At 62.2% G+C, this 16,892-nt stretch carries 17 protein-coding genes; 5 read left to right on the forward strand and 12 right to left on the reverse strand.

What is annotated here, in order from left to right; all coding sequences use genetic code 11:
- Nucleotides 1-10 precede the first annotated feature (10 nt).
- The 3 genes from VK792_RS05165 to VK792_RS05175 are packed head-to-tail and all read left to right on the forward strand — an operon-like array spanning nt 11 to nt 4,149.
- Nucleotides 11-1,021: a glycosyltransferase family 2 protein gene (locus VK792_RS05165; RefSeq protein WP_326296290.1), complete on the forward strand. Its 1,011-nt coding sequence runs from the start codon at nt 11-13 to the stop codon at nt 1,019-1,021.
- Nucleotides 1,018-2,715 (forward strand): DUF5927 domain-containing protein, encoded by a 1,698-nt coding sequence (locus VK792_RS05170; RefSeq protein WP_326296291.1) that lies wholly within the window; start codon nt 1,018-1,020, stop codon nt 2,713-2,715. The genes VK792_RS05165 and VK792_RS05170 overlap by 4 nt, the downstream gene beginning before the upstream one ends.
- A 6-nt stretch (nt 2,716-2,721) precedes the next feature.
- Entirely contained in the window at nt 2,722-4,149 is a 1,428-nt protein-coding gene (locus tag VK792_RS05175) for a nodulation protein NodH (RefSeq protein ID WP_326296292.1), read from the forward strand.
- 13 nt (nt 4,150-4,162) lie between these two features.
- Here VK792_RS05175 and VK792_RS05180 read toward each other — a convergent pair whose 3' ends face one another.
- The 6 genes from VK792_RS05180 to VK792_RS05205 all read right to left on the reverse strand — a co-directional run bounded on the left by VK792_RS05180 (nt 4,163) and on the right by VK792_RS05205 (nt 7,995).
- Nucleotides 4,163-4,627 carry a PTS sugar transporter subunit IIA gene (locus VK792_RS05180; protein ID WP_326296293.1) on the reverse strand — a complete coding sequence of 155 codons (465 nt, stop codon included), beginning with the start codon at nt 4,625-4,627 and terminating at the stop codon, nt 4,163-4,165.
- Between the two features lie 56 nt (nt 4,628-4,683).
- A complete protein-coding gene (gene hpf / locus VK792_RS05185) occupies nt 4,684-5,247 on the reverse strand; it encodes a ribosome hibernation-promoting factor, HPF/YfiA family (protein WP_326296294.1) in 564 nt (187 codons plus the stop codon).
- A gap of 271 nt (nt 5,248-5,518) precedes the next feature.
- The gene (gene lptB / locus VK792_RS05190) at nt 5,519-6,277 is read right to left on the reverse strand and encodes an LPS export ABC transporter ATP-binding protein (RefSeq protein WP_326296295.1); all 759 of its coding nucleotides are present in this window, start codon (nt 6,275-6,277) and stop codon (nt 5,519-5,521) included.
- Nucleotides 6,277-6,765, reverse strand: coding sequence for a lipopolysaccharide transport periplasmic protein LptA (lptA, locus tag VK792_RS05195; RefSeq protein WP_326296296.1), 489 nt, complete (start codon nt 6,763-6,765; stop codon nt 6,277-6,279). Before lptA ends, lptB begins: the two co-directional genes overlap by 1 nt.
- A gap of 11 nt (nt 6,766-6,776) precedes the next feature.
- Entirely contained in the window at nt 6,777-7,379 is a 603-nt protein-coding gene (locus tag VK792_RS05200) for a hypothetical protein (protein WP_326296297.1), read from the reverse strand.
- Nucleotides 7,380-7,383: 4 nt separating this feature from the next.
- Nucleotides 7,384-7,995, reverse strand: coding sequence for a ribonuclease D (locus tag VK792_RS05205; RefSeq protein ID WP_326296298.1), 612 nt, complete (start codon nt 7,993-7,995; stop codon nt 7,384-7,386).
- A gap of 895 nt (nt 7,996-8,890) precedes the next feature.
- Between VK792_RS05205 and VK792_RS05210 the strand changes: the two genes are divergently transcribed.
- Complete coding sequence (locus VK792_RS05210) at nt 8,891-9,580, forward strand: sugar transferase (protein WP_326296299.1); 690 nt, start codon at nt 8,891-8,893, stop codon at nt 9,578-9,580.
- A gap of 72 nt (nt 9,581-9,652) precedes the next feature.
- Here VK792_RS05210 and VK792_RS05215 read toward each other — a convergent pair whose 3' ends face one another.
- Nucleotides 9,653-10,459: an HTD2 family dehydratase gene (locus tag VK792_RS05215; protein WP_326296300.1), complete on the reverse strand. Its 807-nt coding sequence runs from the start codon at nt 10,457-10,459 to the stop codon at nt 9,653-9,655.
- Between the two features lie 35 nt (nt 10,460-10,494).
- On the opposite strand from VK792_RS05215, the gene VK792_RS05220 reads away from it, so the two are divergent.
- On the forward strand, nt 10,495-10,899 hold the full coding sequence (locus VK792_RS05220) for a VOC family protein (protein ID WP_326296301.1): 405 nt from the start codon (nt 10,495-10,497) through the stop codon (nt 10,897-10,899).
- Here the strand turns inward: VK792_RS05220 and VK792_RS05225 are convergent.
- The 5 genes from VK792_RS05225 to VK792_RS05245 form a co-directional block, all read right to left on the reverse strand.
- Nucleotides 10,889-11,383, reverse strand: a complete 495-nt coding sequence (locus VK792_RS05225; protein WP_326296302.1) for a L,D-transpeptidase family protein — start codon at nt 11,381-11,383, stop codon at nt 10,889-10,891. The genes VK792_RS05220 and VK792_RS05225 overlap by 11 nt on opposite strands.
- 71 nt (nt 11,384-11,454) lie before the next feature.
- A complete protein-coding gene (locus VK792_RS05230; RefSeq protein ID WP_326296303.1) occupies nt 11,455-12,675 on the reverse strand; it encodes a class I SAM-dependent RNA methyltransferase in 1,221 nt (406 codons plus the stop codon).
- 6 nt (nt 12,676-12,681) lie between these two features.
- Nucleotides 12,682-13,209 carry a P-loop NTPase family protein gene (locus tag VK792_RS05235; protein ID WP_326296304.1) on the reverse strand — a complete coding sequence of 176 codons (528 nt, stop codon included), beginning with the start codon at nt 13,207-13,209 and terminating at the stop codon, nt 12,682-12,684.
- Nucleotides 13,206-15,044: an ABC transporter ATP-binding protein gene (locus VK792_RS05240; protein WP_326296305.1), complete on the reverse strand. Its 1,839-nt coding sequence runs from the start codon at nt 15,042-15,044 to the stop codon at nt 13,206-13,208. The genes VK792_RS05235 and VK792_RS05240 overlap by 4 nt, the downstream gene beginning before the upstream one ends.
- Nucleotides 15,041-16,882, reverse strand: a complete 1,842-nt coding sequence (locus tag VK792_RS05245) for an ABC transporter ATP-binding protein (RefSeq protein WP_326296306.1) — start codon at nt 16,880-16,882, stop codon at nt 15,041-15,043. Before VK792_RS05245 ends, VK792_RS05240 begins: the two co-directional genes overlap by 4 nt.
- Between the last annotated feature and the right edge of the window lie 10 nt (nt 16,883-16,892).

Raw genomic sequence — 16,892 nt, forward strand, 5'->3', positions numbered from 1 at the left:
GAGGCAGCTGATGGGGGTTTGGGACTCCTACCGATTGCGGTTGCAACGCAAGCGTTGGCGGATCCGGGCCTTTCGCAAAAGGCGCGAATTGCGTCCCGCTGTCGACCGTACCGGGCAGATCCGCAAATCCGATATCCTGCTGTTCGCCACCCTGCGGAATGAGGCGATGCGCCTGCCATGGTTCCTGAAATACTATCGTGACCTTGGGGTGAACCATTTCCTGATCGTCGACAACGACAGCACCGATCACGGGCTGGCGTATCTGAAGCGGCAAGAGGACGTTTCGGTCTGGCACACGCGGGCGAGCTATAAGCGGGCGCGGTTCGGCATGGACTGGATGAACTGGCTGTTGCGGAAATACGGCCATGATCATTGGTGCCTGACCGTCGACCCGGATGAATTGCTGGTGTTTCCGTTCTGCGATACCCGCCCGATCCGGGCCCTGACGGATTGGCTGGACGCGTCTTCGCTGCGGTCGTTTTCGGCGATGCTGCTGGACATGTACCCCAAGGGGCGGATCGACCGGCAGCCCTATGACCCCGGCCAGAACCCGTTGGAAGTGGCGAACTGGTTCGACGCCGGGAATTACCGGATCAGCCGCAACGCGCTGTATGGGAACCTGTGGATCCAGGGCGGTCCGCGCGAACGGGCGTTTTTCACCGATCAGCCCGAACGCGCGCCGGCGCTGAACAAGATCCCGCTGGTGCGGTGGGACCGGAAATACACCTATGTCAGTTCGACCCACACGCTGCTGCCGCGTGGGTTGAACCTGACCTATGACGAATACGGGGGAGAAAAGGCCTCTGGCATGTTGCTGCATACCAAGTTCCTGCACAGCTTTTCCGACAAGGCCGAGGAAGAGCTGGAGCGCAAGCAGCATTATGGCGCGTCCAAGGAATACATCGCCTATGCCGGCGGGCTGAAGGAAAACCCCGACCTGTGGTGCAAGTGGTCCGAGCAATACATCAACTGGCGCCAGCTTGAGATCCTGGGGCTGATGTCCAAGGGGAACTGGGCATGACCGCGCCGCTGGGGATCGTGATGCTGGTGCACACCGCGCTGAACCGCGCGGGGCAGGTGGCGCGGCACTGGGCCCGCGCGGGTTGCCCGGTGGTGATCCACGTTGATCGCAACGTGCCGCGCGCCGCCTATCAGAATTTCGTCCGGTCGCTGTCTGACACCCCGCATATCGAATTTTCCCGGCGGCATCGCTGCGAATGGGGCACCTGGGGGATCGTGGCGGCAACGCAGGACGCGGCGGAACAGGTGCTGCGGCGCTATCCCGAGGTGCGGCATGTCTACCTGACCTCGGGGTCTTGCCTGCCGCTGCGCCCGGTGCAGGACCTGATCGACTATCTTGCCGCGCGCCCGCGCACCGATTTCATCGAAAGCGCGACAACGGCGGATGTGCCGTGGACGGTTGGCGGACTGGATGCCGAACGGTTCACCCTGCGGTTCCCGTTTTCGTGGCGCAAGCACCGCGCCCTGTTTGACGGCTATGTCAGGCTGCAACGGCGGTTGGGGGTGAAGCGGCGGGTGCCCAAGGGGCTGGTGCCGCACATGGGCAGCCAGTGGTGGTGCCTGACGCGGCAGACCCTGACGGCGATTCTGGAAAACCCCGATCGTGTCGGGATCGACCGGTATTTCCGCAAGGTCTGGATCCCCGACGAAAGCTATTTCCAGACGCTGGCGCGGCAGTGGTCGACCCATATCGAAAGCCGGTCGCTGACCCTGTCGAAGTTCGATTTCCAGGGCAAGCCGCACATCTTCTATGATGACCACATGCAGTTGCTGCGGCGGTCTGACTGTTTTGTAGCGCGCAAGATCTGGCCCCATGCCGAGGGGCTGTACCGGGCGTTCCTGACCGATGCGGCGGGGGCGATGAAGCGGACCGAACCCAACCCCGGCAAGATCGACCGGTTGTTTGCCAAGGCGGTAGAGCGGCGCACGCAGGGGCGGCCCGGACTGTATTCGCAAAGCCGGTTCCCCAAGATCGCGGATCGCGGTCTGACCGCCGCACGCTATTCGGTGTTCCAGGGTTTTGACGAATTGTTCCACGATTTCCGGCCGTGGCTGGAACAGGTCAGCGGCGCGCGGGTGCATGGCCACCTGTTTGCCCCCGACCGGGTGCAATTCGCCGAGGATGCGCCGTTCATGAAAGGCGCGCTCAGCGATGCGGCCACGTTGCGCGATGCCAACCCGGCGGCGTTCTTGGCGAACCTGGTGTGGAACACGCGCGGTGAACGGCAGTGTTTCCAGCTGTCGCCGAAGGACCGGCAGGCGATTGCCCCGCGCATCGCCCGCGATCCGCAGGCCGAGGTTGCGGTGATTTCCGGGGCGTGGGCGGTGCCACTGTTCCGGGCCAACGGCAATTTCGCGGAAATCCGGGCCGAGGCGGCGCGGCTGCAGAAGGTGGAGACCAAGCTGCTGACTCTGTTGCGCACACCGCAGTGCAAGGCGCGGGTGCGGATCTGGACCATGGCGGAATTCGTCGAGGCACCGATGGAACCCTTGCAGGCGATTGTCGAGGACATAGGCCGCGTTCGCCGAATGACCGCCGCGCCGCGGATGGTGGATTTGCAGGGTTTCGGCCGGTTCCTGCAGAACCTGAAGAACCAGGGGATGCACCCCTATCTGACCGGCGATTTCCCGGTTGATCCGGCGCCCAGCCACAGCGACGCAGATGCGCCGAAACCCTACCTGGTGAAGAAATAGGTCCTGATGCGTGGTTCCTTCGACTATTTCGTGATCTTTGCGGAAATGCGCACCGGGTCGAATTTCCTGGAAAGCAATCTGAACGCGCTGGACGGCGTCACCTGTCATGGCGAGGCGTTCAACCCGCATTTCATCGGGTATCCGAACCGCGACGACCTGCTGGGCGTGACCCGCGAACAGCGCGACGACCGGCCCCGGCGGTTGCTGCGCGCAATCCGCAAAGAAGCCGAAGGGCTGAACGGGTTCCGGTTTTTCCACGACCACGATCCGCGGATCCTGCCCGACTTGCTGGAAGACCCGCGCTGCGCCAAGATCGTGCTGACGCGCAATCCGGCGGAAAGCTATGTCAGCTGGAAGATCGCGCAGGATACCGGGCAGTGGAAATTGACCAACGTGGCCAAGCGCAAGGACAGCCTGGCCGAATTCGATGCGGCAGAGTTCGAGGCACACCTGGCGCAGGTGCAGGAATTCCAGATCCTGGTGCAGCATGCGTTGCAGACCACCGGGCAGACGGCGTTCTATATCGGGTACGAGGATCTGAACGATCTTGACGTGATGAACGGCTTGGCCGGGTGGCTGGGCGTTGACGCGCGGCTGGAAGCGTTGAGCAAGACGCTGAAACGGCAAAACCCGGAGCCGCTCTCGGCAAAGGTCGCCAACTTTGCCCAGATGCAGGACAGCCTTGCGCGGCTGGACCGGTTCAACCTGACCCGTACACCGAATTTCGAACCGCGCCGCGGGCCTGTGGTGCCGACCTATCTTGCCGGGGCGAAGACGCCGCTTTTGTACCTGCCGATCCAGTCGGGGCCAGAGGCAGCGGTGGCGAACTGGTTGTGCGCGCTCGACGGTGTCGGGCGCGACGCGCTGAAGACCCGCTTCACGCAGGGCAGTTTGCGCGACTGGATGGCGGAACGGCCCGCGCATCGCAGTTTTACCGTGATCCGGCATCCCCTGGCGCGGGCCCATGCGGTGTTCTGTACCCGCATCCTGCCAACGGGCGAAGGAACGATGGGGCGGATTCGGCGGAACCTGCAACGCGCACACGGGGTGGCGTTGCCCGAAGACTGGCCGGATGCCAGCTATGACCGCGATGCGCATTACGCGGCATTTGCGGGTTTCTTGCGGTTCATTCGGGCCAACCTGTCCGGTCAGACGACGATGCGGGTCGACGGGAACTGGGCCAGTCAGGCGCAATGCCTTCAGGGCATGGCAGAGTTCACGCTGCCGGACATGATCGTGCGCGAGGATGAAATGCAGACCTACCTGCCACCACTGGCGATGCAGGCCGGTCATCCCGCGCCGCCGGATCCTGTGGCGGTTCCGATCCGTGCGCCGTTTTCACTGGCCGAGGTCTATAGCGCCGAACTGGAGATGCTGGTCCGCGACGCCTATGAGCGTGACTACGTCATGTTCGGATTTCAGGACTGGGGGTAGAGGCGCGCGCCGCTTAGGCCGCCTGCACCGAATGGGGTTCGGTCAGAATGGTATAGAGCGTCGCCGGATCGGGATTGGCGCGCAGTTTCTTGCAAACCTGCGCCTCGCGCAGGGTGCGCGACACCAGCGCCAGCGCCTTGAGATGTTCGACACCGGCATCGGTCGGGGCAAACAGGCCAAAGATCAGATCAACCGGCTGACGATCGACCGCTTCGAAATCGACGGGCTTTTCCAGCAGGATGAACGTGCCGGCAACTTCGGGAATGTCGGAAATGCGGGCGTGGGGCAGGGCGACGCCATGGCCCACACCGGTGGGGCCAAGGCTTTCGCGTTCCATCAGCGCTTCGACCGCAAGACTGGCATCGATGCCATAAGCAGAGCTGGCCAGGTCGGCGACGTCATGCATCAACCGCTTCTTGCTTGAAACCCCCGCCAACACCTTGATTGCCGTTGGTTTCACAAGATCTGCAAAATTCATACCTAGCCTGCTCTCTGTCCGCGGCGGTGCACCCGCTGCTTCATCAGGGCCGGATCTTACGGATCAATCCAGCCGATATTGCCGTCCTCTCGCCGATAGACGACGTTGATCCCGTTTTTCTTCTCGTTCCGGAACACCAGCACGGGCGACCCTGCCAGCTCCATCTGCATCACAGCCTCACCCACGGTGAGCGACGGAATCTGCATTTCCATCTCGGCCACGATCATCGGTTGCAACGATTCGGGCTCGTCTTCTTCGGACCCGTGATCGCCGGCGAGGATATACGAGGAGGCCCCGAAAAGTTCAACGGGTTCCGTTCGGTCCTTGTGGTGGTCTTTCAGGCGGCGCTTGTAGCGGCGCAGCTGCTTTTCCATCTTCGCGCAGCAATCGTCGAAAGAGGCATAGATTTCCGTCGCATGCGCCTTGGCGGTTGCGGTCAGACCGGTGGACAGGTGGACCGTCGCTTCGCACACATATTCATGCGCGCTTTTCGAGAAAATGACAGTGGCGTCGGTGGGGCGCCCGGCATATTTCGACACCGCTTCGTTCAGTTCGGTTTTCACATGCGTTTGCAGTGCCTCGCCGATGTCGATTTGTTTTCCCGTGATCTGGTAGCGCATTGGCTTATCCTTTTTTCTTTTCGTGTCAGCGCAGACAGGCACGGGACCTGCACCCGTGTTGCCATTCTGCGCCGAGGGGAACCGACGCAAGGCCGGGCTTGCGAAAGGCCGCCCCGAAGAAATGGGTCAGGCCGAACAGACAAGAAAGCCACAGCAGCGTCATGACCCCATTTGAGGCGTTGAGAGTGCCTGCTGTCAATGTGGTGATATCAAACCGGGAAAAAAATATTTCGTTTATCAGTTTTAGGTGATTGGACCAGAACCGGGCGGTTCAGGAAATCTTGAAATTGTCACCCAGATAGACCCGGCGGACGTTTTCGTTTTCCACCACCTCGGACGGCGAGCCGGACATCAGAACGGTGCCGTCATGAAGGATGTAGGCCCGGTCGACGATTTCCAGCGTTTCGCGGACGTTGTGATCGGTGATCAGTACGCCGATGCCGCGTTTCTTCAGATCGGCCACAAGGTGGCGGATGTCGCCCACGCTGATCGGATCGACCCCGGCAAAGGGTTCGTCGAGCAACAGGTATTTCGGATCGGCGGCCAGGCAGCGGGCGATTTCCACGCGGCGGCGTTCGCCGCCCGACAACGCCAGCGCGGGTGCGCGACGCAGGTGTTCGATGGAAAACTCGCTCAGCAGCTCTTCCAGACGTTCGCGGCGCTTGTGGCGATCGCGTTGCGAGATTTCGAGAATGGCGAGGATATTGTCCTCGACGCTCAGCCCGCGAAAGATCGACATTTCCTGCGGCAGGTAGCCAACGCCAAGGCGGGCGCGGCGATACATCGGCAGTACGGTCGCATCCTTGCCGTCGATCATCACCTGTCCGCCTTCGGGGTTCACCAGCCCGGCGATGGAATAGAAGGTCGTGGTCTTGCCGCAGCCGTTCGGGCCCAGAAGGCCCACCACCTCTCCGCGGTGCAACTCAAGGCTCACGTCGCGGATCACGACGCGCTTCTTGTAGCTTTTGCGCAGGTGGATCAGGCGCAGGCCGCTGGATCCTTCGGTCACGGAAAGCTGCGGGCGGGCCATCACTCTTCCTTCGGCTGGAAGATCGTGCGCACCCGGCCTGACATTTGCGCGGTACCATTGTCAAGGTTGACGGTCATGCGGTCGGCGGCCAGCGCGTTGACACCCTGGGTCATCAGAACATTGCCCGACATGACGATATTGCCGTCGTTGACGTGGTAATCGGCGCGTTGCGCCTCTGCCGCCTCTTCGCCATTGACCAGGGTCACGCCGCCGGTTGCCTCCATCCGTTCGATGCGGCGGTTGTCTTCGCTGTAGATCACCAGAACGCGCGGCGCGGCCAGGCGCATGTCGCCCTGCCCGATCACCACATTGCCGGTGTAAAGCGCGCTGCCGTCGTCTTGGTTGACCGACAGGGCATCGGCCGACACTTCGACCGGCTGGCTGGTGTCCTGCTTGGTGCCGCCAAAGGTGACCTGCGTCCCCTGCGCAAGGGCAAGGCCGGGGATAGCAACAAGGGCGACACTTGCCAGAAACAAACGAAAGAACATGGGCAGCATTCCTAATCTTCCGGGACGTATACCAGTTTTACGCCGTCGGTGAACAGCATTTGAACGTTTCCGTCGCCTTCCGGGTCAGTTAGCACCATTTTCCCCGCAGTAAATGTGCCCGCGGGGCCAGAGCCGCTGATCGGACCAAGCGATTCCGCGTGCACCGCATCCAGCGAACTGCGCAATTTCTCGGTATGCACCTCGTAGCCATTGGAACTGAGCAGTTCGACACCGCCGATCAGCAAGGCAGAGTTGTCCGGTTCATTGATTTCCGCGCTATCGGCGGTGATGAACACGGTTGTGCCGTCGATCAGGTTGATCCTGGCCGACAGGTTCCGCGCATAGGCGATGCCGTCGGTGTCCGGGTCGGGGCGCGCTGTGTCGGCGGTAAACGACAGCACGTCGCCCTTGGCCGTGGTGCCGGAAAAGGACGGCGCGGTGATCTGCTGCTGTTCGGCGCGGGTGTGGATCCCGGGATCGGAAAACGGAATGTCTGTCCCGCGGTCGGCGGGTTTCGACAACAGGAACACCGTCGACAGCAACGATAGCGCGGCCAGTGGCAGAAGGATCTTCAGCCACGCGATGACGCGGGAGTGCATGGAGTCCCGCGCCATGGAATCAATGCGAGAAGATGTCGATTTCCGGCCAGCCGGCCAGATCGAGCTGCGCCCGCGTGGGCAGGAAATCGAAACAGCGTTGCGCCAGGTCCATCCGGCCTTCGCGTTCCAGCATGACGTTCAGCGCATCGCGCAGCTGATGCAGGTACAGCACGTCGGACGCGGCATAGGCGATCTGCGCATCGGTCAGATCGGCCGCGCCCCAGTCGCTGCTTTGCTGCTGTTTCGAAATGTCGACATTCAGCAATTCCTGAAGCAGGTTCTTGAGCCCGTGACGATCCGTGTAGGTGCGCACCAGCTTTGACGCGATCTTGGTGCAATAGACCGGCGCGGTCAGGGTGCCAAAGGCATGATACATCGCGGCAATGTCGAACCGGCCGAAATGGAACAGCTTGAGCACGGTGGGGTCGGCAAGCATCCGGCACAGGTTCGGGGCCTGCGTCTGGCCCTTTTCGATCTGGATCAGATGCGCGTTTCCATCGCCGCCCGACATCTGGATGACGCACAGCCTGTCACGGTAGGGTTGAAGCCCCATGGTTTCGCAATCGATCGCCACGACCGGCCCAAGGTCCAGATCGTCCGGCAGATCGCCTTTGTACAGATGGTTTGCCACGCCTTATCCCCGCCACATTTCCGACGCTTTCGACATAGACGCAAACCAAAGCCGGGTTCAAGGTGACCGTGACTGTCCCCAAGCGGCGCGAAAGAGAATCAAATGCTGACCGATTCTGTGTCAGAGCGGGACTCTCAGGGGATGATTCCAGAACGATTCCCGGATTGATTGCGTGAATTTCTGTAACATTTGAAATTTTTCGAGAGCGCAGAAAATGACAATCGCGTCGCTGAGATGCGCAGATTCAGGGCAGAATCTGACGTAAGGTCAAGTATCTGAAAAGCGAGTGAAATTTCGTTATCGATCCGATGCGCGACGGTTGCCTGCGGCCGCGATTGTTTCCGCGTATCCGTGAACAAAGTTCGAAAATTTCAAGCTTTGTCTCGCTCACATTCAAAACAGGCGCGAACGTCTTTTGGTTGTTTCCAATTTTGCAATGCGGCGTTCCTTTAGGGTTAACAATCGTTTCAAACTCGGCGATAACGACTCTGAAATGAACTGTCGGTTTTCCGGGGCGCGCCTGGTCGCAGATGGTGGGACGCGCGGCGCCCGGACAGCGGAAACTGAGAAAAAACACCTGAGAATCGCGGGGTTGCAACACCCACGCGAAATTCTAGCGTTTGGTGTATCGGCTTTCGAGATGTTGACTAAAATGTGGCGTAACCGCATAACCGAAGCTGTCAAACGGCACTAGGGGGTTGGTGCTAGTCACTTGGGAGTTAAAAGGTAACACTGCGGTCTGCTCGCATCTTGTAACTAAGGTCTGCTGCTTCAACAACATTCGAACCGAATTGCGCCTTCGGGCGACGGCTTCCTTATGCCTTGAACCAGCAAGCAGTTCGTCGGGTCACCCCACGCTTCCGTCAAACAACCCGCCTCAAGGAGAGGTTCCGTTATGACGATGCACATGCGCCACTCGATGCCGTCAGCCGAGTTCGACAAGATGGTTGAAACCGGCCTGTTCAACGCCCCGGTGTCGACCTGGTACCGCGATGGCGCAAAGCGCGTGTTCGATGTGGCCATCGTTCTTGCGGCGGCACTTCCAGTCTTGTTGATCCTGTCGGTCCTGGCGGTGATGGTTGCAATGGACGGCAAATCGCCGATCTACTTCCAGAAGCGCGTGGGCCTGAACGGCCGCATCTTCCGCATGGTCAAGCTGCGCTCGATGGTCCCGAATGCCGACAAGATGCTGCAAAACTATCTGGCCCAGAACCCCGAGGCGCGGGCGGAATGGGACCGGGACCAGAAGCTGAAGAACGATCCGCGCATCACCAAGGTGGGCCGCATCATCCGCAAGACCTCGCTGGATGAACTTCCGCAGCTTTGGAATGTGCTGATCGGGGACATGTCGCTGGTTGGTCCGCGTCCGATGATGGTCGAGCAGCAGGATATTTACCCGGGCACCGCGTACTATGCCCTGCGTCCGGGCATCACCGGGTTCTGGCAGACTTCGGTCCGCAATGACTCGAGCTTTGGGGAGCGCGCGCATTTCGACACCGACTATCTGCGCAAAGTGTCCCTGGTTACCGATCTGAAAGTTATTTTCCGTACCGTCGGCGTTGTTGTGAACGGGACGGGCCACTAACGGCCCCCCGGCGTGACCAGTGCTAAGTACGGTAAGCGGTAGTGCCCCGCCTCGAAAGAGGCGGGGTATTGTTTATCCGCCATTGATCCGCGCGATCATGCATTGCCGCCCGTCTGGCGCGCGCACCCAGCCCTGATCGCCCTTGCGGCACAGCGTGGCGGTTTCGAAATGCATCAGCGGCGCGGTGGCCCGGAAGGCAAAGCTGCGCAACGGAGCGGCCGGCGTGTCGGCCATCAGCATCAGCAATTGCGCCAGAAGGGGGCCGTGCACCACCAACCCGCCATAGCCTTCGACCTGTTTGGCATAGTCGAGGTCATAGTGGATGCGATGGCCGTTGAAGGTCAGCGCGGAATAGCGAAACAGCGTGGTGCTGTCGAACTGCACATCGATCGCGCTGTCTTCGTCGGTATTGGCCAGCGGCGGTTCCGGTGTCGGAGCGGTCGGGTCCGGGTCTTCGCGATAGACCAGATCCTGCCTGTCGGTGACGCACAACGTGTCTTCCTGCCAGATCTGATGTTCCAGCGTAACAAAGCCCAGCGGGCCGGTGCGCCCCGTCTTGCGTTCGGCCTTGAGGACCGATGACAGTTTTTCAGCGGCGATTCCCGCGCGCAGGGGGGCATGGAACGCAAGCGCACCACCGGCCCACATGCGTCGCGGCAGGCCCATATCAGGGATCAGTCCCTGTCCGACGCGCGGATGCCCGTCGCGCCCCAGGAGCGCCGATGTCAGCGCATCCCAGAAATAGACCTGATGGAAAAATGGTGGCAGCGCGTCACCGGCGCGGATATCGCCATCGCGCCCCAGCGTGCGCAGCAGCGCTTCGGCACGGGCGGGATCCATCGGGTCGGTTTGACGGCAGGCGGGGTTTTCGTCAGACATGGGCTTGGCCTTTCTTTATCAGGACTATTGCCAGCATGCCCCCTGCCGTCCAGTCGCTTGATCATCTTGTGCTGACCGTTGCCGACATCGACGCGACGCTGGCATTTTATCGCGACGTTCTGGGGATGGTGCCTGAACCGTTCCGTGTGGCTGATGGCAGCACGCGCTGGGCGCTGATATTCGGGCAGCAAAAGATCAACCTGCACCGGGCGGGGCATGAATTCGACCCCAAGGCACAGGTGCCGAAACCGGGATCGGCGGACCTGTGTTTCCTGACCGAAACAGCGCTGGACGATTGGCTGGCGCGGCTTGCGGTGTTGGGTGTCGAGATAGAACAAGGCCCGGTGCCCCGGACGGGGGCAACCGGGCCGATCCTGTCGGTCTACCTGCGCGATCCAGATGGCAACCTGATCGAGGTGTCGACGCCGGTTACGGGTTGATCGTGATCGGCGTGCCGTCCTTCACCATGGCATAGATGCGCTCGATCTCTCGGTCGGTGACGGCGATGCAGCCCCAGGTCCAGTCGCGTCCGCCGGTCTGGTATTCCGGCGGGCGGCCATGGATAAAGATGTCACCGCCCGGATCCTTGCCCAGCAACCGCGCTTCGTACCGGTCCTGCGGGCTGGGATAGGAAATGCCCAGCGACAGGTGGTATTCGCTGTTCGGGTTGCGCCGGTCGATGAAATATTCGCCTTCGGGCGTCTTGCCGTCGCCCTGATGTTTCTTGTCGCCTTCGGGGGTGAAACCCAGCCCGATGTCAAACCCGCGCAACACCCGGTCGTGATGCATCAGATACATCCGCCGTTCGCCCTTGTGAACGATGATGCGGGTGACTTCTGGCCCGTCGTAAGATATGAACTTTGTGCTGCATCCTGCCACGCCAAGCGAAAGGATCAGCATCAGAGATAACCTGATGATCCACATGAACCTGTGAGCCTGTTTTTTTGTTTTGCCTCAATCCGGGAACATACCCGAAATCGGCATAGGAAAACAGATCAAAAGGATCGGCTGAACCCTGCAATCAGCTCGACATGGGTGGACCACCTGAATTGATCGACCACGGTAACCGTCCCGATGTCAAAGCCCGCTCGGATCAAACAGGCCGCATCGCGGGCAAAGGTGACCGGGTTGCACGAAACATAGGCAATCACCGGCACCTTGCTGTCGGCCAACGCGGCGATCTGCGAGTCGGCCCCGGCGCGGGGTGGATCGATCACAGCAGCGTCGAATCGATTCAGTTCGTCCGGCAACAGCGGGTTGCGATACAGGTCGCGCGCGGCATGGGTCACATGGCGCAGCCCGTCGCCCATGCGCCAGGCCTGATCCAGCGCCCGGACCATTGCCGCATCACCTTCGACCGCGTGCACGCGGGCGCGGGTCGACAGCGGCAGGGCAAAGGTGCCGCAGCCGGCGAACAGGTCGACCACATGTTTGGCACCTTCGGTCAGGTCCATGACCGCATCGCGCAGCGCGGCCTCGCCTTCGGCAGTGGCTTGCAGGAACGCGCGTGAGGGCGGGGTGATGGCCACCGGGCCAAAGTGGCGGATCGCCGGGCGGCGGGTCAGCGCGGTTTCACCGTCCCAGCCGACGCGGGCCAGATCGTATTCGCGGGCCAGTTCGGCCAGTTGCGATTGCAAGGCAGACTCGAGCGGCTTGCCGCCCGAGACATCCACGTCCAGCCCGGCCTCTGACAGCGTCACCAGAACCGAAAGCTCTCCCTTGCGGCTGGCGCCGAGGATTGCAAGCGCCTCGACCATCGGCAGCGCGGCGGCGAGGTTCGGGTGCACCAGTTGGCAGTTGGGAACCGACACGACCACGTCCGATCCCTTCATGTGAAACCCCGCCAGTGCACCTTTCTTGGTGCGCCGGGCACTGATGGCCGCGCGGCGGCGGCTGCGCGCGGGCGAGGTCAGCGGCCCCGTCACCGTTGCGTCGATCCCCTGTGCGCGCAGGGCGGTTTCGACCACCTGCCGTTTCCACGCGGCGACGAAATCGTCGCTGGCGTGTTGCAACTGGCAGCCGCCACAGGATTTCGCGTGCGGACAGGGGGGCTTTACCCGGTCGTCAGAGGGCGTGATGATGCGGATGTCGCGCAGCACCTGCCCGTCCAGCGTGCCCGTCACCTCTTCGCCGGGCAAACAGCCCGGGGCATAGATCGGCCCCTGGGCGATCCCGTCGCCCTGATGGCCCAGTCTGTCGATACGGTAGGTCGTCATACCCGCCTAATGCCCCGGCGCATCCGCGCTGTCGAGGCTTTCCAGAAAGGCCCGTACCTCGGCGCTGTTGCACAGGTGATGCACGGCGACGTCCGCCGGTGCGATCTTGATCAACGCGCGGTGACGCAGGACAGCGCTGTGGCGCGTCGTCCAGATCCATTTCCAGAACTCCGGGTCAAAGCGTTCGGGGCAGTTTTCCGGCAGGTCGGGACGGTTGCGGCCAAGGTTTGTCAGGGTGCGTTTGAACACCCGCCACGCCCGCCGCCACAAGGGAATTTCCAGCACGATCAGCGTGTCGGCACGCGACAGCCGGTGTGGATAGGTTTCCGACAGCCCACCTTCGAAGATCCACGTCTTCCGCAGTTCGATTTCGTTGGCCATGTGCACGCGCAGGCCCCTGTCGCGGGCAACCCAGCCGGGTTGCCAGTGGATCTGGTCCATGTGATAGACGGGCAGGCCGGTGCGTTTGCCGATCTCCCGCGCCAGTGTCGATTTGCCCGAACCGGGTTGGCCGACGATCATCACACGTTTCATTCTGCGGCGTCTTGCTCCTCTGATCCAAGAAAACCACCGGATTGCCTGTCCCAGTACCGCGCATAAAGCCCGCCGCGGGCCAGCAGTTCCGCATGTGTGCCTTCCTCGGCCACATGGCCGCGATCCAGCACCACGATCCGGTCCATATGCGAAATGGTCGACAGGCGGTGCGCGATGGCCAGTACGGTCTTGCCCTCCATCACCCGTTCCAGCGCATCCTGGATGGCGGCCTCGACCTCTGAGTCCAGTGCGCTGGTGGCTTCGTCCAGAACAAGGATCGGGGCGTCTTTCAGGATGGCGCGGGCCAGCGCGATGCGCTGCCGCTGCCCACCGGACAGTTTCACCCCGCGTTCACCCAGGTGCGCCGCGTATCCCTTGCGGCCCTTGTGATCCTCAAGCCCAAGGATGAACTCATGCGCCTCGGCCTTTTTCGCGGCGGCGATCACGTCATCCTCGGTTGCGTCGGGGCGGCCATAGCGGATGTTGTCCAGCGCCGAACGGTTGAACATCGCGGTTTCCTGCGTGACCATCCCAATCTGGCGGCGCAGGCTTTCCTGCGTCACGGTGGAAATGTTGCGCCCGTCGATTTCGATCGCGCCCTTTTCGGTATCGTAAAGCCGCAAGAGCAACGCCACCAGGGTCGATTTCCCGGCCCCCGAGGCCCCGACGATGCCCACCTTTTCGCCCGGCCGGATTTCCAGCGCGATGTGTTCGATCCCACCCGTGTCACGACCATAGGAATACCCCACGTCGCGGAACAGGATATGCCCCGAATGCACCAGCAGTTCGCCCGCGTCGGGCGCATCGGTCAGGCCATGCGGCGGGGTCAGGGTGCGCATGCCGTCCTCGACCTCTCCGACGTTGGCATAAAGGCCCATCAGCGTGAAGCTGACCCAGCCGGTCATCTGCGCCAGCCGCAGCGACACCGCACCGGTGGCGGCGATGTCGCCCGCCGTGACCAGCCCGCGCGACCAGTACCACAACGCCCCGCCCACCAACAGCACCGGCAGCACCCCGGCCAGCGCCATCAGCCAGAACCGGAAGGTGACCGACAGTTCGCCGAATTCCAGCGACCTGTCGCGGAACGCGCTCATCGCGCCCAGCGCGGCGCGGTCTTCGTGATCGGCATGGGCGAACAGCTTGACCGTCTTGATATTGGTCACGGTATCCACGACCTGCCCCGTCACCATGGCCCTTGCGGCGGCGCGGGATTTGGACCGCTGGCGGATCCGCGGCATGAAATGACGGATCAGGAACAGGTATCCCACCAGCCACACCACCAGTCCCGCGGCAATGCGGAAATCCACCGTGCCCAGCAGCATGATCGCCCCAATGACCGAGGCCAGCGCGAACAGCACCGTGTGGATCATCTCGATCACCACGTCGGTCAGGGCGCGGGCGGTCTGCATTTCCTTCTGTGCGATACGCCCGGCGAAATCGTCATCGAAGAAGGTGACGGACTGGCCCAGCGTATACCGGTGCAGCCGCGACAGGCACAGGTTGAACACGTTCGGCCCGACCACGATGGATTGCAGGAAGGACGACGCGCCAAAGGTCAGCGGGCGCAGCAGCAGAAAGAACGCAGCCGCCCCGATCAGCGTGCCCATGTTGGTGCCAAAGACCTGATCGGCGGGGGTCGACAGCGCGGCGTCGATCACCTGTCCAAGGATCAGCGCGGCCATGACCTCGACCACGCCGCCGAAGATCGAAACCACCGACGCCGCGGCAAGCATCCGCCACGCGCCCTTCAGCGCCCACCGGATGAAGGGCAACAGCCGGCGCGGCGGGGCGCCCTTTGCCGGGGCAGATGCGTCGATCCAGTTTGCCGCGTTCATTCTGCGGTCTCCGTCGCAAGGAACCCACCGGACTGCCGTGCCCAGAAACCCGCATATAGCCCGTTTTTCGCCAAAAGGTCGGCGTGGTTGCCTTCTTCGGCAATATGGCCGCCATCCAGCACAAGGATGCGGTCCATTTGGGCGATGGTGGACAGGCGGTGGGCAATGGCGATCACGGTCTTGCCTTCCATCATGCCGTAAAGCGTATCCTGAATGGCGGCCTCGACCTCGCTGTCCAGCGCGCTGGTGGCTTCGTCCAGCAGAAGGATCGGTGCGTCTTTCAGGATGACGCGGGCCAGCGTGATCCGCTGGCGTTGCCCCCCCGAAAGCTTCACCCCGCGTTCCCCGACATGCGCGTCATAGCCGGTGCGGCCCTGCTGGTCGGCCAGATCAAGGATGAAGTCATGCGCCTGCGCCTGTTTTGCGGCGGCGATCATGTCCTCTTCGGTGGCGTCGGGACGGCCATAAAGAATGTTATCGCGCACCGAGCGATGCAGAAGCGCGCTGTCTTGCTGGACCATGCCGATGGCCAGACGCAGGCTGTCCTGCGTCACTTTGGTGATGTCCTGCCCATCGATCAGGATGCGACCGCCCTCGGGGTCGTAGAATCGCAGCAACAGTTTTACCAACGTCGACTTCCCGGCCCCGGACCGGCCCACCAGCCCGATCTTTTCGCCCGGGCGGATGGTCAGCGAAATCTTGTCCAGTCCGCCCGCTCCGCGGCCATAGTGGTGGCTCAGGGTCTCGATCGTCACCGCGCCCTTGGACAGGATCAACGGCTTGGCTTCTGTGTCGTCTGTCAAGGTAATGGGCTGGGCGATGGTTTCCATCCCTTCGGCCACAACGCCAAGGTTCTGGAACAGGTTGGTGGTGGCCCACATGATCCAATAGGTCATGTTCGACAACCGCAGCACCAGCGCCGTGGCGGCGGCGACCGCGCCGGTGGTGGTGGCACCCGTGCTCCACAGCCACAGCGCCAGTCCGGTCACCGCGACGATCAGCGCGCCGTTCAGCGCGGTCAGCGTCAGGTCCATCTTGGTGATGATGCGCATTTCCGACATGAAGGTCTGGCGCGTGTGTTCGATGGCATCCTTGGCATAGGCCAGTTCGCCGTCGTGATGGGCGAACATCTTGACCGAATGGATGTTGGTATAGCTGTCGACGATGCGCCCGGTCACAGCGCTGCGGGCGTCGGAACTGGCCTTGGCCGCGGGCCCCATGCGCAGCACCGTCCAGCGCAAAAGCGCGAGATAGCCAACGATCCAGACCGTCAGCGGCAGGGCCAGCCAGGGGTCGAATCCCGACAAAAGGGCGACCGATCCGATCAGGGTGGTCAGGGCAAAGGCCATGGCATCGAACAACTGAAACACCGCTTCACCTGCCGCAGGGGGGGTCTGCATGATGCGGTTGGCGATGCGCCCGGCAAAGTCGTTTTCGAACCAGCCCACCGATTGCCGCAGCACTTGCCGGTGCGCGCGCCAGCGGATCAGGTTGCCGAAGTTCGGCAGGATGGTGTTGTGCAACAGCGCCACGTCCAGAACGGCAATCACCGGGCGCAGCAGCAGGATGAACAGCCCCACCAACAGCAGTTCCATCCCGTGTTCCGGCCAGATCCGTTCCGGTGTGCTGCCCGCCAGCAGATCGACGATCCGCGACAGGTACCAGATCAGCAGCAGTTCCATCACCGCGACAAGGACCTTGGCCACGAAGGTCAGGACAAGGACGGCGTTGAAAGGTTTGGCATAGGCGCGCAGGAACGGGACAACGCGGCGGGGCGGCGTGTCCTGCTCTGGGTAGTCGCAATAGGGATCGACGAGGTTCTCGAAAAACCGGAACATCGTTTTCTCC

The organism is Mesobacterium hydrothermale (assembly GCF_035818635.1).
GTDB lineage: Bacteria > Pseudomonadota > Alphaproteobacteria > Rhodobacterales > Rhodobacteraceae > Mesobacterium_A > Mesobacterium_A hydrothermale.

What these genes read in the sequence shown, in the direction of transcription:
- VK792_RS05165 (WP_326296290.1), top strand. Translation starts at nt 11, where the DNA reads ATGGGGGTTTGGGACTCCTACCGATTGCGGTTGCAACGCAAGCGTTGG.
- VK792_RS05170 (WP_326296291.1), top strand. Translation starts at nt 1,018, where the DNA reads ATGACCGCGCCGCTGGGGATCGTGATGCTGGTGCACACCGCGCTGAAC.
- VK792_RS05175 (WP_326296292.1), top strand. Translation starts at nt 2,722, where the DNA reads ATGCGTGGTTCCTTCGACTATTTCGTGATCTTTGCGGAAATGCGCACC.
- VK792_RS05180 (WP_326296293.1), bottom strand. Translation starts at nt 4,627, where the DNA reads ATGAATTTTGCAGATCTTGTGAAACCAACGGCAATCAAGGTGTTGGCG.
- hpf (WP_326296294.1), bottom strand. Translation starts at nt 5,247, where the DNA reads ATGCGCTACCAGATCACGGGAAAACAAATCGACATCGGCGAGGCACTG.
- lptB (WP_326296295.1), bottom strand. Translation starts at nt 6,277, where the DNA reads ATGGCCCGCCCGCAGCTTTCCGTGACCGAAGGATCCAGCGGCCTGCGC.
- lptA (WP_326296296.1), bottom strand. Translation starts at nt 6,765, where the DNA reads ATGTTCTTTCGTTTGTTTCTGGCAAGTGTCGCCCTTGTTGCTATCCCC.
- VK792_RS05200 (WP_326296297.1), bottom strand. Translation starts at nt 7,379, where the DNA reads ATGGCGCGGGACTCCATGCACTCCCGCGTCATCGCGTGGCTGAAGATC.
- VK792_RS05210 (WP_326296299.1), top strand. Translation starts at nt 8,891, where the DNA reads ATGACGATGCACATGCGCCACTCGATGCCGTCAGCCGAGTTCGACAAG.
- VK792_RS05215 (WP_326296300.1), bottom strand. Translation starts at nt 10,459, where the DNA reads ATGTCTGACGAAAACCCCGCCTGCCGTCAAACCGACCCGATGGATCCC.
- VK792_RS05220 (WP_326296301.1), top strand. Translation starts at nt 10,495, where the DNA reads ATGCCCCCTGCCGTCCAGTCGCTTGATCATCTTGTGCTGACCGTTGCC.
- VK792_RS05225 (WP_326296302.1), bottom strand. Translation starts at nt 11,383, where the DNA reads ATGTGGATCATCAGGTTATCTCTGATGCTGATCCTTTCGCTTGGCGTG.
- VK792_RS05230 (WP_326296303.1), bottom strand. Translation starts at nt 12,675, where the DNA reads ATGACGACCTACCGTATCGACAGACTGGGCCATCAGGGCGACGGGATC.
- VK792_RS05235 (WP_326296304.1), bottom strand. Translation starts at nt 13,209, where the DNA reads ATGAAACGTGTGATGATCGTCGGCCAACCCGGTTCGGGCAAATCGACA.
- VK792_RS05240 (WP_326296305.1), bottom strand. Translation starts at nt 15,044, where the DNA reads ATGAACGCGGCAAACTGGATCGACGCATCTGCCCCGGCAAAGGGCGCC.
- VK792_RS05245 (WP_326296306.1), bottom strand. Translation starts at nt 16,882, where the DNA reads ATGTTCCGGTTTTTCGAGAACCTCGTCGATCCCTATTGCGACTACCCA.